The organism is Candidatus Sulfotelmatobacter sp., from assembly GCA_036500765.1.
Lineage (GTDB): Bacteria > Acidobacteriota > Terriglobia > Terriglobales > Acidobacteriaceae > Sulfotelmatobacter.
On the sequence record DASYBM010000004.1, the window covers coordinates 792,984 to 807,622 of the forward strand.

The window sequence follows — 14,639 nt, forward strand, 5'->3', positions numbered from 1 at the left end:
GGCCGAGCATCGCGGATTGGGCCTTGACCGCTGGCGGACGAATGCGTCCGCCGCTATGTGTGCGACGTTGAATGCTAAAATTAGTGGTGAAGTTTTCTCGACCTTCCATTCGGCTGCTGGCGACCGATATCGACGGCACGCTGCTCAATCCACAGTTTCAGGTTTCTGACGGCGATCTTACCGCGCTCCGGAGGGCGCACGCGGCCGGCATTGAGATTGTGCTGGTGACCGGACGTCGGCATACGTTTGCCCTGCCGATCGCGCAGAAACTTGGGTTCAATTTATGGCTGATCAGTTCGAATGGCGCGGTCACGCGTTCGCTCAGCGGGGAGACGTTTCATCGCGAGATGATGCCGGCTGCGACCTGTCGGCGTCTGGTCGGAGCGATGCAAGAATTCCGGGGGCATACCGTTCTTACTTTTGACAAAGAAACCAAGGGCGCGATTGTGCTCGAACACATGAACCAACTCGGCTTGAGCATTCGGCGGTGGCTCGAAAAGAATATGGAATACATCGAATTCATCGTGCCCATTGAGGACGCGCTGGTAAGCGATCCGGTGCAGGCGATGTTTTGTGGATCAATGGAGCGGATGAGCGAGGCGCTGGCGGCGTTGCAGGCTACCGGGATGGAGGGTGGCGTCACGGTGCTGCGAACGGAGTATCCTGAGCGCGATTTGTCGATGATTGATGTGCTGGCTGCGGGTTGTTCGAAGGGACACGCGCTGGAGCGCTGGGCGGCCCATCGCGGCTATGGTCGCGAAGAGGTCATGGCCGTCGGTGACAACCACAATGACATTGAGATGCTTGAGTTTGCCGGGCATCCGGTTATCATGGGGAATGCCTGCGAGGAGTTGCGCAACCGCGGGTGGACGGTGACCCGCGGGAACGATGCGTGCGGGATTGCGGCGGCTGTGGAGTTGGCGTTGGGCGAGACTGCGGTCGTGGGTTAGTCGTCGGGCGTCGCTCGTCGGTCGTTGGTCGATACGAATGCAAGCTTTGACTTTATTTCGACGGTTTGCCCTCGTCGTCGCATTCGCGATGGCGGGGCTCCCCTGCTTTGCCGGAGAGGTTGCCGTGCTGCGGAATGGGTTTTCTATTCGGCACGAGCGGCGGGAGATCGTGGGAGACGTGACGCGGCTGTATGTGACCGCCGATGGATCTAGTTTTGTCGATGTGCCTACGGTGGAGATTGAGCATTATGAAGGGGCGCCTGAAGGGACGGCGTCCGGCTCTCGGCTTCCCGCTTCCGGGTTAACATCGGCTTCAAGATCGGCTTCAACGTCTTCTTCACCCTTTGCGCGGACTCCACAAACTGGAACCGCAGTACTGAATCTGGATGAAGTGGTGAACTCGGCGAGCGGCCGGTACCGGCTTGATCCAGACTTGGTGAACAGTGTGATCAAGGCGGAGAGCGGGTTCAACATACGCGCCGTATCGCCGAAGGGCGCACAGGGGCTGATGCAGTTGATGCCTGGGACGGCATCGAACATGGGTGTGCAGAACGCATTCGACCCAGAGGCGAATGTTGAAGGTGGAACGAAATATCTGCGGGAGTTGCTGGAGCGCTACAACTTCGACCTCGTGAAAGCGTTGGCGGCTTACAATGCGGGCCCCCAGAGAGTGGAACAGTTCGGGGGAGTGCCCCCGTATTATGAGACGCGGGTTTATGTCGCCAAGGTGGTCAGGGATTTCAATAAGAAGAAGGCGGCTCAGGGGAAGGTGGCGTTGGCCGCGAAGAAAGCGGCTGTAAAGACGACTGGCTCTCCTGTCGCGTCGGGCAAAGTGAAAAATTCCGGCGCGGTGACTTCGGCCAAGACTGGCGCGGGGCCGCCTAGTGAATAGTGGGGCTACGCAACAAGAACAAAAGCAAAGTCAAAAGCAACATCAAAAGCAGCCGGCTAGAGTGCCCGCTCCACAGAGGCTCAGGACAACATCAAAAGGCGGCGGACAGGAGTGTCCGCTTCATCTTGGTAAACCTTGTTTGACCCCTTAACTCCAGTCATTTACCTTGGGTGGTGCCGTTTCCCCTCGCATTGCTGGGCTGCGGCGCATAGTTCCCCCTTCATGGATAAGAAGCGAATTCTGGCCAGCGTCGTAGTGTTTCTCATACTGGCCGTTCTCCTTTACCTGCAATACCGACACTGGCGGACCTTCGACTGGGGGACGTTCTGGAGCCAGACGCACCGCATCCGGAAGATACATGTCCTGCACGGTATAGCGCTGATCTATCTCGGCTACGGCTTGCGGGCGTGGCGCTGGAAGATTTTCTTGAAGCCGGTTCGGCCGAAGACGACGATTCTCTCCATGGTTTCGCCGACGCTAGTGGGGTTCACGGGACTCGCCTTGCTGGGGCGAGCGGGAGAATTTATTCGTCCCTATCTGGTTGCCAGGCGGACAGATTTGCCCTTTTCCTCGCAACTGGCGGTGTGGGGCGTGGAGCGCATTTTTGATCTGGGAGCATTCACGATCCTGATGATGCTGGCGATCTTTCTGCCCAGCGCGCTGCAATCCATCCCCCATCCCGAATACTACACACGTTTCAAAGAGGCAGGGTTTTTGCTGACCGCGCTGGTGACCGCAACAACCGTCGCGGCGGTTTTGATTCGGCGAAATGGCGAAAAGGCGGCTTTGTGGGTGGAACAAAGATTCTCCCATCTTTCTTCGGGCTTCGGACACAGATTGGGCCAAAAGGTGCGCGATTTCGGCACGGGATTGAACACGATTGACGGCCCGCTCGCGCTCTTGTGGCTGACGCTGGTATCGGTCGGGATGTGGTACGTAATCGCCCTGGCCTACAAGGAAGTTACCCACTCGTATGGGATCGACGCGTTGGAGATTCCGGTCGCGCAGCTTTTGATTCTGATGTTTGCCAGCATGCTGGGGTCGATGCTGCAACTGCCGGCGGTGGGCGGAGGGTCGCAGATGGCGACGATTGCGACCCTTTCAAGCGTGTTCGATGTGCCTCCGGAGATGGCGGCAAGTTGCGGCATTCTGCTCTGGCTGGTGACGTTTGCGGCCGTGGTGCCGGTGGGGCTGCTGCTCGCGCACCGGGAGCGACTGTCGCTGCGGAAGTTGTCGTTGGAGAGTCATCACGCGGAGGAGTCGCGAGATTCGCCGGGAGGTTGAGTCTTGACCCGTCAACTAGACCGCCGACGCGTTGATTGCAGCGAGAAGCCCCACTTCTCGCAAGAGACGCGAGAAATGGGCACCCGCTGGTTCGTCCAACACCTTCCAACAGCAGTATGAAAAACTCTGCATCTTGACAAGGCATTACGATAGGTCCACAATTGCGGCGCCTTGGAGTGGTATGTTTGGCGTGCCTTTAGAGCGTCGCCCCCCAAAGACGACGACGAAAGGTAGTGCGGAGAAGTTAAAAGAAAGCAGTCGGAAGTACGTTCCAGTGTAGCAAACGCAAGTTCCAATAAGTTTTTCGGCCCCGTAACTCAACTTAGAAAAGTGTTCCTCTGCCGAGGAAGTGCCGCGCGCTGCGCGGCTGAATTGGTGTGGGAACGTAACCCGTCCGAATCAAGGAGGAAGTCTATGCAGTCACCGCGCCCTTCGCGAGCATGGCTTGTAGCGATCCTGCTCGCCGCCCTATCTCTGGCAACAGTTGCCGCTAGCACCAGGAGCGGACGTGAATTTTCCGGATACTTCGATGTAAGCGGAGTGCAGGAACAGGGAGATCTCGTTCAAGTCACGCTTCATGTGAAGCTATTCAACCACAGCGATGCCGACGCCAAGAGTGTAATCGTCACTTTGGTGGACTCGTCTCCGGCGATGACGTTGCGGGGAAATTTCCGGCCGGTAAAAGTATGGAAGAGCCAGCAGTTCATCGATTTGACTCAGGAATTTTCCGTGAGCAAGCGCGAATTTAACGAATGGATGGCGCCTCCGGCCCAGCCGAATCTGCTCATCCTGTTCCAGGACAGCACCGGAAAGAGTTGGCAGAAGAGCGCGCAAGTCAGCCGCCGCCCGTTGGTACAAAAGTCGGGTCAATAAGCAGAACCGATTTCTCATGGGCTGATTTTGCCGAAACTGATGTTGCCGGACCGATCTTGACGAAGCATCAACAACGATTTCTTAGGAGAAAATTCATGCGTCGCTTCCTCTCGTTTGCTTTCCTGGCCGCCCTACTGGTGAGTATTCCCGGGCAGGCGCAAGATATCATCACGACTTCCATCGGCGGTGGGCCTAACGGCATTCCTGCCCTCGATGCCAATCTTTACAACCCATATGGCGTTGCCGTGGATAGCAGCGGCAACTATTACATCGCGAGTTTCAATCAGAATCGTGTCTTCAAAGTGACGGCCAGCACTGGAGTCATCAGTGTTGTGGCGGGCAGCGGAGCCCAGGGCTACGCGGGCGACGGAGTCGTAGGCGGCGCCGGAAATGCAAGCCTGGATCGCCCCTTCGCGGTTGCTGTCGACAGTTCCAACAACGTCTACATCGCTGACCAATACAATTGCGTCATCCGCAAAGTAACCACGGCGAATACGATCACGACTATTGCTGGGCAGGCCGGCCTTTGCGGTTACTCGGGCGACGGCGGCAAGGGAACGTCGGCGGAACTCTATTATCCGCAAGGCGTGGGAGTGGACAGCTCCGGCGATCTGTACATCGGCGACTACAACAATTGCGTCGTGCGCAAAGTGGTTCTTTCGACCAATACGATTACCACTTACGCCGGCAACCACACCTGCGGCTACACCGGGGACGGCGGATCGGCCACCAGTGCGGAACTGTACACAGTGTCAGGAGTCGCGGCAGACAGTTCCGGGAACCTGTTCATTGCCGACACTGCCAATTGCGTGATTCGTGAGGTCACGAAGTCCACTGGAAAGATCAGCACCGTCGCCGGCAACCATACCTGCGGATTTTCCGGAGATGGAGGCTTAGCCACCAGCGCAGAAATGAACCAGGCCTACGGAGTTACAGTGAACGGCACGACGGTGACTTTCTCCGACTACTATAACCAGCGAATCCGCCAGTTCACGATTGGAGGCAACATCAACACGGTGGCCGGGAATGGCACGGCTTGCAGCGGGACCTGCGGTGAAGGTGGTTCCGCGATCAGCGCCGAACTCTATTACCCAATAGGCGTGGCCACCACCACAGCAGGCCTTATCTACATCGGGGATAATGACAATTACGCGGTCGACAGCTTCACCGTCGGCGGAAACTTGAATCGGGTTGCTGGCAACCACAGTGCCACCACCGAGACCCTGATTACGGGCGCTCCTGCGGATGGCGTGGTTCTGAACTATCCCTATGGCTTGGCGAATGACTCCACGAACAATGTCTATGTCAATGACAGCCATAACTTCATGGTGCGCGAGGACGTGCATTCCACTGGATTGGTCAACTTCTTCGCTGGAGACGGGGCCCCGGGCTATGCGGGGGATGGCGGAGCAGCCACCAGCGCAGAACTCAGTTACAACTACGGCGTTGCTAAGGACAGCAGTGGCAACGTCTATATTGCCGACACCAACAACTGCCTGGTTCGCAAGGTGAATACGGCGGGAACGATCAGCACTTTTGCCGGCCTGGTGATCAGCAACAGCCCGCGTTGCGGCTACACCGGCGATGGTGGCGCGGCCACCAGCGCGGAACTGTACTATCCGTACGGAGTCGCTACGGATAGCAAAAACAACGTTTACATCACCGATTTCCAGGAACACGTCGTACGGAAAGTATCTACGACCGGAACCATCACCACAATTGCCGGCATTGGCGGGATCAACGGCTACTCCGGTGATGGCGGTCCGGCGACGAACGCGTTGCTTTACGGCCCAACGGCTGTAGCCGTCGATCCAGCCGGTAACGTGTTCATTGCCGACTACTATAACTGCCGGGTACGCGAGATCACAGTGGCGACCGGCGTCATCAATACCGTCGCGGGAACGGGCTACTGCGGTTTCACCGGCGACGGACTGGCGATTGCCAATGGCGTGGGTTATCCCCAAGGCGTGGCCGTCGACGCCAATGACAACCTGTTCATCGGCGACTACAACCAACGTGTTCGCTGGGTCAGCCCCAACGGGATTATGACCACGATCGCTGGTACCGGCGCGGGGGGTTACAACGGAGACGGCGGCTCGGCCACTGCCGCCGAGTTGTACGAACCGACCGGAGTTGCGCTAGATTCCGCGGGCGACATTCTGGTCTCGGACTATAACAACCTTCGGGTGCGCAGCATTACGGCCTTCCCGGCTGTGGGTACGAGCACCGGCAGCTTGTCGTTTGGTTTGACTGCGGTAGGGCAAACCAGTTCGCCGGAAACCGTGATCGTGAGCGCTCTGGGGCCGGTGACCATCAGCAACGTTTCAACCGGCGCCAACTTCAGCGAGGCGGACGATTGCCCGTCGAGCATGGCAAATGGCACGATTTGCACAATGTACGTGTACTTCGTACCGACAGCCTCCGGAAGTCTGAACGGGGCCGTCACGGTCAACTCCAACGGCTTCTTCAACCAGACGAATACGGTGAACCTGACGGGGCTGGGCAGTTCGATATCGCTGACGGGCGCTCCGCTGGCCTTTGGCAACCAACTGGTCAAAACCACGAGCGCGGCCAAGTCCGTAACGGTTAAGAACACGGGCACAGCCACCATCACGATGGGAGCTATCACGTTGACCGATACAACGGATTACACCATCTCGGCGAACACCTGCCCGGCATCGGGAAAAACGCTGGCGGGCGGCGCTAGTTGCAGCATCAGCGTAACCTTCGGGCCGAAGTCGACGGGCGCGAAGCGAGGTTCGGTGGTCATCAATGACAGCGATCCTTCGACGCCGCAACTCATCGGATTGAGTGGCACGGGAACCAGCAATGTGTCGCTCAGCGTGACCTCGGTCACTTTCGCCACCACGGCCGTGGGTGTGACGAGCGCGCCTACCAAAATCACGCTTACCAACAACACCGGAGCGTCCATCACGCTGAGCAACCCTGCTATTACCGTGACCGGACCATTCGTCAACGCCACCAGCACCACCTGCACCAACAGTCTGGTGATCGCGGCAAGCGGAACGTGCGTGATCAACGCTGAGTTCAAGCCTACAGTGGTTGGTTTCGCTCAGGGCACGCTCAACGTGAACGACAGCGACGTCACCAGCCCGCAATCGGTTGCCCTACAGGGATACGGGACCGGCATTAAGTTCACGCCGACCTCGATCAACTTCGGAACGGTCACGCGTGGAACCCAGGTTTCGTCAACTCTAACCATCACCAACGTGGGGACCACCAACGTGTTCTTCACCGGCGCTGAAATCTCCGGCACGCAAAGCGCGGACTTCAGCGATAACTATGGCGACAGCGCACCGTGTGGCAACAACTCCGGCAACCCGCTTAAACCGGGCGGCACGTGCAACATCACGGTGTATTTCGATCCCAGCATTGTCGGCACTGAGAACGCTAGCTATAAGGTGTTCGACAACAGCATTGGCAGTCCGCAAAGCATGACGCTGACTGGCAAAGGACAGTAATCGGAATGTTTCACTCAGCCGCCGGGGTAAAACCCGGCGGCTTTTCTTGTTGCCAGGAATTTGGTCTAGAACGGTATCTGAGACAGCGTAACTGCCAGCAGATAAACTGAAGAAGGGGCGGAAGGATATGGTGGCCCCGGGCAGGGTCGAACTGCCGACCTTCGGTTTAGGAAACCGCTGCTCTATCCATCTGAGCTACGGGGCCCATTCCTAACCAGTTTACAACAGCCTGGCATCAATCTTTTTGTCCCTTCACCGATTGAAGAATGAACGCTGTCGGTGATTGAACAAGTAGGTTCGCAGAATATTCGTGAGCACCTCCCGATAAGGCGCTGTGGGATAAGATTGCATCAGGAACACGATGCCCGACGAATTGAAACCATCGGTAGAAAATCAAGTACCAGAAGATCGACTGGCAAACCTGCAACGCGACTTGGACCGGCTCACCGCCGGGGTGAGCCTGTTAGGAATAAAGCCTTGCCATTCGTGCGGGAAGTTCTTTCGCAGCGCTAACCCCGCAACTCTGTTCGAGAGCCGTGGCAACACGATCTGTTATGACTGCCTTCCGGAGTGGTGGGAGAACTACTGTGGCCGGCTTAACGCCACCGACAGGGAAATCGCCGAGCACACGCTCAAGATCTGGCTGGTAACCCATCATGGCGCCGAAGTGATTAATCGCCCCGAGAAACTCAGGAAAGATCCGCCGCCTCGGCTGCAAATCGCGGTCTCGTGTTTTGAGTGTCACGCCAGCGGACACTTGGGCGAAGATCGCTGTCATTTTTGCGACGGGCGCGGATCGATGTGGGTTGTCGTGATCGAATAGGCTGGGCAGCGTTGCGGAAGGGCGCCGCAGTCACTCTCCTGGCTCGAAGCGATAACCTACCCAGGGCTCCGTAACGATATAGCGCGGCGAGGATGCGTCGGGTTCCAACTTCTTGCGCAACTGGCCTACGAACACGCGCAGATATTCCACCTGCTCGGTACTCTGCCCACCCCAAATAGCTCCAAGCAAAGTACGGTGGTTCACGACCTTGCCCGGACGGCGCGCCAGAAAAATCAGGAGATCGAACTCTTTCGGAGTGAGGCGCACTTCGCTGCCCCGAACCAGGACCTTGTGAGCTCCCGGATCGATCCGGAAATCGCCAATCTCGATAACCCCGTCATCCGGTTCGCTTTCTGTAGGAACGCGACGCAGATTCGCGCGAACGCGCGCCAGCAGTTCGTTCATTCCAAACGGCTTGGTAACATAATCGTCAGCGCCGGCGTCGAGCGCTTCGACCTTCTGTTGCTCCTTGTCGCGAACCGATAACACGACAATCGGGACCTGCGAAACCGCGCGAACCGTCCGGCAAAGCTGCACACCGTCGATGGCAGGCATCGACAGATCGGTGATAATCAGGCTGGGCGGCCAGTCCTTCATGATTTCCAGCGCCATTTCGCCGCTGTTGGCGATGCGGATGTCGTATCCCTGAGCCGAAAGACTGGTGCGCAGAACGCGGGTGATCTGCGCTTCGTCATCGACCACCAGAATGTGTGGGCGTTCGTTCGTCAATGAACTCATCAGCGCGCCTCCTGGGTGACAATATGGACGTCGACCGAAGGCGCATCCCGCAGGAAGCGCTGAATAGCTGATAGATATAAATATCGCTGCCAACCCGTACGGGCCGAGCGGCCGAAGATCACCTGCGTAATGTGGTTCTCGCGCACCAGTTGCGCGACTCCGTTGGCGATACTTCGACCCGCGCCGCGGACCACTTTCGCGCCGAGATTCTCGGCAAACCGGATATTCTCCGCCAGCGTCTTCTGATCTTCGGGCCGCGCATCGCGGCCGACGTCGATATAAAAAACATAGAACTCGCCATCCATGGCTCGCGCCATGCGCGATCCGCGGGCGATTAGGTATTGAGCGGCTGGATTAGAACTGACGCAAACCCCAATGCGCTCGCGCACGGTGTGCGCCGGTTGCGTCCCATCCTTGTCCAGGAAGGCATCGAGGCTGCGGTCCACTACGCCCGTCACCTGGCGCAGAGCAAGTTCCCTCAGTGCGATCAGGTTTCCGGGCCGGAAAAAATGCGACAACGCGCGCTGGGCGCGGTCAACGGGATAGATATCGCCGCGCTCCATTCGCTTCTGAAGCGCTTGCGGTGTCAAGTCGGCCAGAACGATTTCATCCACCCGCTGCATCACCCAATCCGGAACTGTTTCCCGCACTTGGACTCCTGTGATCTGCTGTACGGTCGGTCCAATACTCTCGACATGCTGCACGTTCATGGTAGAGAGCACGTCGATCTTGGCTTCCAACAGCTCCATCACGTCTTCGTAGCGCTTCGCATGCTTGCTGCCTTCAATGTTGGTGTGCGCCAACTCGTCGACCACCACCACGGAAGGGTTGCGCGCGAGGATCGCGTCAACGTCCATTTCGTCAAAGGTCGTGCCCTTGTATCCTAGTTTACGAGGGGGGATGCGATCGAGTTTCCCGGCTAATTCAGCAGTTGCTTTGCGGCCATGGCTCTCGACCACGCCGACAGCCACGTCTTCGCCGCGACTGGCGCGCCGGATGGCCTCGCTCAACATCGCGTAAGTCTTGCCCACGCCCGGCGCGTAACCGAGAAACAGCTTGAAGATTCCGCGCGGCTTTTCCGTCGAAACTTCATCGAGCCACTCCTCGGGCGTTTTGGTCATCGCAGCCATTGTCTTGCGCGGCGCTGAAATTGTCATCTGCGGCGCGATCGCGCGTTGCTATTGCAGATCCATCGTACAATGCGGGAGGTGAAAACCGCTGCTAAGACGCAAGCTGTGCGTTACGTGTGCGTGGCGGCGGCGATTGGCGTGATTACCGCGGTCGATTTCCGGCTGCACGTCAATCACACGACCGTCGCACTGATGTTCCTGGTGACGGTTCTGCTCACCTCAGCTTACTGGGGCTTGCGCTACGCAGTGGTGATGGCGGTAGGCGCGGCATCCGCTTTCAATTTTTTCTTTCTGCCTCCGGTTGGAACGTTTAGCATTGCCGACCCACAGAATTGGGTAGCCCTATTCGCCTTCCTCGTGACCGCTCTCGTGGCGAGCAATCTGGCGGAGCGCGCCCGTCGCGAGGCCGAGGGAGCCAAGCGGCGGCGCCGCGAAGTCGAGCGCCTGTTTGGTCTCAGCCAGCGCTTGCTGGCTTCGGACAATGTCCTCGAACTCCTGAATGCCTTACCTCAGTACGTGCAGGAAACATTTTCAGTGGGCAGCGCGGTGGTGATGGCGGCGGACCAGCCGACCGTGTATCGTTCTTCGCTCGATGCCAAATTCGAAGAGAGCGTACTGCGGTCAACGCTGTTGCGCGGGGAGCCGATCACGCAGGGTGGCATTTCGTATGTTCCTCTGCGCCTGGGAATGCGCACGGTGGGGGCCCTGGGGGTCGGGGGTGCGGAACTTTCGGGAGCAACGCTCGACGCCCTGGGAAGTCTTGCAGGGCTCGCGATTGAACGCGCCCGCGCTCTTGAAGCCTTGAGCAAGAACCGCGCCGAGCAGGAACATGAGCGGCTGCGAAGCGCGTTGCTCGATTCCGTGACGCACGAGTTCCGCACTCCGCTGACGTCGATCAAGGCCAGCGTCACGACTTTATTGTCGGGCGCGACTCTCGACGAACCCGGTCGACGCGAACTACTGACTGTCATCGACGAGGAGACCGACCGCTTAAACCGCCTGGTGGGCGAGGCCGCTGAGATGGCGCAACTTGACTCGGGCATGTTCAAACTTGACTTGCAGCCGCATTCGATCAAGGACGCGCTAACGCCCGCATTGGAGGACGCTAGGGCATCGCTTGAAAATCATCCAATAGAAATCGTAATGGCGCCGGACCTACCCACGGTTCGCATGGATGTGCAGCGTATCCGCGAAGTCCTGAAGCATTTGCTGGAGAATGCGGGGAAGTATTCCGATCCCGGAGTAGCGATCAACATCACCAGCGAAGTAAAGGATGACAAACTGGTGATCAGCGTGGCTGACCGTGGACCTGGTATCGACTCCTTCGAGCAGTCGCTGATTTTTGAGAAATTTTATCGCGGACAGCACCAGCGCTACACCGCTCCGGGGACAGGCATGGGACTGGCGATCGCAAAGGTGATCGTAGAAGCCCACGGCGGCACGATCGGCCTGGTCAGCCAGTTGGGGCATGGATCGGTTTTCTCTTTTACGCTTCCGATTGAGAAGAGCGTGAGGTTTTAGCGCCGGTTATTTCTTGATGTAGTACGCGGCTTCTTCGGGCCGGACTACACGCGGAATCCACAACGGGCGCCGTAAACCGCCCGGGCCGGGCGCAGAACGCGCCAGTGCCTTCCATCTTTGATACACGGCGAACGACAAATTTGTATCGACAAATATGTCACCATAGCGATCGTCCGCGTCCGCCTTCTCCACGCGCACCATCTGATGCCAACAGTGCATTCCGCTGATCGGGTCGGGATGAACGGGGAAGGTAATATCCTGATGCACCCCGGCATCGCTCCACCACACGCGCTTGGTCTCCGGGTCGGCGCTCTCCCACGGGGAAACGTTTTCTAGTTGTCGCATCTTCCACTGGCCTTTGCCGACTTCTTTCAGATCGACCCATGCGCTCGACATACGTTCGACCTGATCGTCTTTATTTATTCGCCACCGGCCGAGGTGATGCGAACAGGCGACCACACCGGGAGCCAGCCCTTCGGTCACCCATGCATGCAGAACGAAGAAACCAATCTCGGTGTGAACTTTCATCAAGTCGCCGGTGCGGATGCCGGCAAGTTTCTTCGCGTCCACCGGATTCACCCAGAGCGGATTCTTGTGCGAAATTTCATATAGAAACTTGGCATTGCCCGATCGCGTATGAATCAAATTCGGCAATCGAAAAATCGGCAGTAGCGTAAAAATCTCGCCCTGCGCGTCTTTTGGCCACTCGACCTTGGGCATATACTTCGGATCGAAATCTTCTCCGGGCTCGCCTGGCTCAGTCTGACCCATCGACGCCGCTTGCGCCGAGCGATGAATGTGGCTGCGATAGTATTCGGGCAGCGTGAACTCCGGCCACTTCCAGTCGGCCATGGTCTTGGAAAATAGTTCGAGCTTGCGCGAAGGCGTGTTGTAACCGACGACCGGCTTGTCCTCCACCATCACGCCGACGGCCTTGCCAGCCTTCGTAACTACTCCGTTCGGCTCGATCTTTGAGTCCGCCAGATCAGCCGCCGCTACCGGCTTTTCGTTCTGTTTGTAAACATCGCGCGTGATTTCGAATGCGCCGTACTTGCGCATGTACTGCAACGGCGTGAGTCCCTCTTTCGCCGCGGTCTCAGGCAGGCCGGGCACCGAGTTTTCAAAAATCCAGCCGTAATAATCGTCGACCGTAAGCTTCTGCCCAGGCCGGTACGGCGATTCGAAATATTGCCGGATGCCCATCGAACCGTCGGGGTCGATGGCCCATGAGAGGTTGATCCAGAACTCGTCTTCTTCCCAGACCTCGCCGGGATTCGCCTGATAGGTGTAGTCGAATTTCTCACCGGCGCGCTCACGCAGCACGCGATTCACAGGCTGCCGGAAGCCGATCCATTTTCCAGCATAGGACTCCTGACTCATCAGGTCATGACGCTCCGAGCTGAATCCCATGGGCAGGACGTAATCAGCGAACCACGCGGTCTCGCTCCAAGTGGGCGTCAGAGCGGCATGCAGGCCAAGTTTTTCTTCGTCGCGCAGCATCTCGATCCACGAGAAGCCGTCGGGATAAGTCCAAACTGGATTGAATACGCGCGTGAAATACGCCTCAATGCGCCCACGTCCTTCTTTTAGAAAATGCGGCAACAAAAATGACATTTCATGCGTGCACAGCGGCCACTCCTGGGGATAGAGCAATTCATTCCAGCGCTTCTGTGGCGGCGGCACTTTGAAAGTCTTCGGAACGAATTTGTTCCACGCATTTAGATTGTGTCCGCCTTCGGTACCCACCGAACCGGTAAGAACGTGCAGGAGCATCAAGGCGCGCGCTGGCTGCCATCCGCCGAGATTGCCGGAGGCGCTTCCGCGCCACAGATGCGACGCGAAACGGCTTCCCGCCGTGGCGATCTCGCGCGCGGTCTTTACGATGACATCGGCCTTGACTCCGCTTTCTTTCTCGGCAAACTGCGGCGTGAACTTGGCGTAATGTTTTTTCAGGGCTTCAATCAGCGCCTCAAAACTCTGGCCTTGGGCTTTGAAGCCGTCGACCTCCAGTTCTTCCCAGTTGGTCCAGTTTTTAACGAATTTAACGTCGAAGCGGTTCTCGTCAAGAATTATCTTGGCCATCGCCAGCAAGACCGCGGCTTCGGTTCCGGGATAAGTCGGCATCCAGTAGTCAGCCATGCTCGCGGTATTCGAGAGCCGGGGATCCATCACGGCCAGCTTCGCCCCCGCCATTTTGCCGTCGATGATGCGCTGCGCATGCGGATTAAAATAGTGCCCCGACTCGAGGTGCGCCGACAGCAAGAGAATGAAGCGCGCATTGGCATGGTCGGGCGAGGGCCGGTCGGCGTAATGCCACAGCAGATAGCCGAGTCGCGCCGAGGATGAACATACATTCGTGTGCGAGTTATGGCCGTCGATGCCCCAGGCCTGCAATGTGCGCTCCATGATGAAATCGTGTCCCGGACGCCCGACGTGGTACATCACCTCTTCGCCGCGGCCCTCGAGAATTGCCTTGCGAATGCGAGTGCCAAACGTTTCTAGTACTTCATCCCACGAAGTGCGCGTCCACTTCCCTGCTCCGCGTGCGCCGCTGCGCTTCATGGGATAGAGCACGCGATCGGGATCGTGAATCTGATTAATGGTCGCCGGTCCTTTGGCGCAAAGCCGCCCGCGGCTCGCCGGATGCATAGGGTTGCCTTCGAACTTCTCGACCTTGCCGGTTTTCTTATCGACGTATGCCAGAAGACCGCAGGCGGATTCACAGTTGAAACAAATCGTGGGGACGAGATCGTAGTGGCGTTCGATGCGCCGCGGCCAAGCCTCGGGGTCGAGTTCAACCCAGTCATCCCACTTCTCCACCGGCGGACAGTACGCCAGATGGCTGCCGTCGCGTTTGAACTCGTTACTCATTTCAAAAATCTCCCGACAACCTGAGGAACCAAGGTGAGCGACTCAAGAACCTCGCTGCGCTGGGCGGACGGGCGA

10 protein-coding genes and 1 tRNA gene are annotated in these 14,639 nt (G+C 58.0%); 7 read left to right on the forward strand and 4 right to left on the reverse strand.

The window, feature by feature from the left end; translation table 11 throughout:
* The first annotated feature begins 71 nt into the window (after nt 1–71).
* From VGM18_06370 to VGM18_06390, 5 genes are all read left to right on the forward strand, one after another.
* A complete protein-coding gene (locus VGM18_06370) occupies nt 72–950 on the forward strand; it encodes a Cof-type HAD-IIB family hydrolase (GenBank protein HEY3972610.1) in 879 nt (292 codons plus the stop codon).
* 37 nt (nt 951–987) lie between these two features.
* Nucleotides 988–1,842, forward strand: coding sequence for a lytic transglycosylase domain-containing protein (locus VGM18_06375; GenBank protein ID HEY3972611.1), 855 nt, complete (start codon nt 988–990; stop codon nt 1,840–1,842).
* A 222-nt stretch (nt 1,843–2,064) separates the two neighbouring features.
* Complete coding sequence (locus tag VGM18_06380; protein HEY3972612.1) at nt 2,065–3,126, forward strand: lysylphosphatidylglycerol synthase transmembrane domain-containing protein; 1,062 nt, start codon at nt 2,065–2,067, stop codon at nt 3,124–3,126.
* Between the two features lie 414 nt (nt 3,127–3,540).
* Complete coding sequence (locus VGM18_06385) at nt 3,541–3,999, forward strand: hypothetical protein (GenBank protein ID HEY3972613.1); 459 nt, start codon at nt 3,541–3,543, stop codon at nt 3,997–3,999.
* Between the two features lie 95 nt (nt 4,000–4,094).
* Nucleotides 4,095–7,481 (forward strand): choice-of-anchor D domain-containing protein, encoded by a 3,387-nt coding sequence (locus VGM18_06390; GenBank protein HEY3972614.1) that lies wholly within the window; start codon nt 4,095–4,097, stop codon nt 7,479–7,481.
* A gap of 128 nt (nt 7,482–7,609) precedes the next feature.
* Here the strand turns inward: VGM18_06390 and VGM18_06395 are convergent.
* Nucleotides 7,610–7,686: transfer RNA gene (locus VGM18_06395), tRNA-Arg, on the reverse strand.
* A 156-nt stretch (nt 7,687–7,842) separates the two neighbouring features.
* Between VGM18_06395 and VGM18_06400 the strand changes: the two genes are divergently transcribed.
* Nucleotides 7,843–8,304 carry a hypothetical protein gene (locus tag VGM18_06400; GenBank protein HEY3972615.1) on the forward strand — a complete coding sequence of 154 codons (462 nt, stop codon included), beginning with the start codon at nt 7,843–7,845 and terminating at the stop codon, nt 8,302–8,304.
* 30 nt (nt 8,305–8,334) lie between these two features.
* On the opposite strand, the gene VGM18_06405 is transcribed toward VGM18_06400, so the two are convergent.
* Both VGM18_06405 and VGM18_06410 read right to left on the reverse strand, forming a co-directional pair.
* Nucleotides 8,335–9,042 carry a response regulator transcription factor gene (locus tag VGM18_06405; GenBank protein HEY3972616.1) on the reverse strand — a complete coding sequence of 236 codons (708 nt, stop codon included), beginning with the start codon at nt 9,040–9,042 and terminating at the stop codon, nt 8,335–8,337.
* Nucleotides 9,042–10,163, reverse strand: coding sequence for a histidine kinase (locus VGM18_06410; protein HEY3972617.1), 1,122 nt, complete (start codon nt 10,161–10,163; stop codon nt 9,042–9,044). The genes VGM18_06405 and VGM18_06410 overlap by 1 nt, the downstream gene beginning before the upstream one ends.
* A gap of 87 nt (nt 10,164–10,250) precedes the next feature.
* Between VGM18_06410 and VGM18_06415 the strand changes: the two genes are divergently transcribed.
* Nucleotides 10,251–11,693 (forward strand): DUF4118 domain-containing protein, encoded by a 1,443-nt coding sequence (locus VGM18_06415; protein HEY3972618.1) that lies wholly within the window; start codon nt 10,251–10,253, stop codon nt 11,691–11,693.
* Nucleotides 11,694–11,699: 6 nt separating this feature from the next.
* On the opposite strand, the gene VGM18_06420 is transcribed toward VGM18_06415, so the two are convergent.
* A complete protein-coding gene (locus VGM18_06420) occupies nt 11,700–14,564 on the reverse strand; it encodes a molybdopterin-dependent oxidoreductase (GenBank protein ID HEY3972619.1) in 2,865 nt (954 codons plus the stop codon).
* Between the last annotated feature and the right edge of the window lie 75 nt (nt 14,565–14,639).

Coding starts and splice junctions, on each gene's coding strand:
- VGM18_06370 (HEY3972610.1), top strand. CDS start 72: ATGCTAAAATTAGTGGTGAAGTTTTCTCGACCTTCCATTCGGCTGCTG.
- VGM18_06375 (HEY3972611.1), top strand. CDS start 988: ATGCAAGCTTTGACTTTATTTCGACGGTTTGCCCTCGTCGTCGCATTC.
- VGM18_06380 (HEY3972612.1), top strand. CDS start 2,065: ATGGATAAGAAGCGAATTCTGGCCAGCGTCGTAGTGTTTCTCATACTG.
- VGM18_06385 (HEY3972613.1), top strand. CDS start 3,541: ATGCAGTCACCGCGCCCTTCGCGAGCATGGCTTGTAGCGATCCTGCTC.
- VGM18_06390 (HEY3972614.1), top strand. CDS start 4,095: ATGCGTCGCTTCCTCTCGTTTGCTTTCCTGGCCGCCCTACTGGTGAGT.
- VGM18_06400 (HEY3972615.1), top strand. CDS start 7,843: ATGCCCGACGAATTGAAACCATCGGTAGAAAATCAAGTACCAGAAGAT.
- VGM18_06405 (HEY3972616.1), bottom strand. CDS start 9,042: ATGAGTTCATTGACGAACGAACGCCCACACATTCTGGTGGTCGATGAC.
- VGM18_06410 (HEY3972617.1), bottom strand. CDS start 10,163: ATGACCAAAACGCCCGAGGAGTGGCTCGATGAAGTTTCGACGGAAAAG.
- VGM18_06420 (HEY3972619.1), bottom strand. CDS start 14,564: ATGAGTAACGAGTTCAAACGCGACGGCAGCCATCTGGCGTACTGTCCG.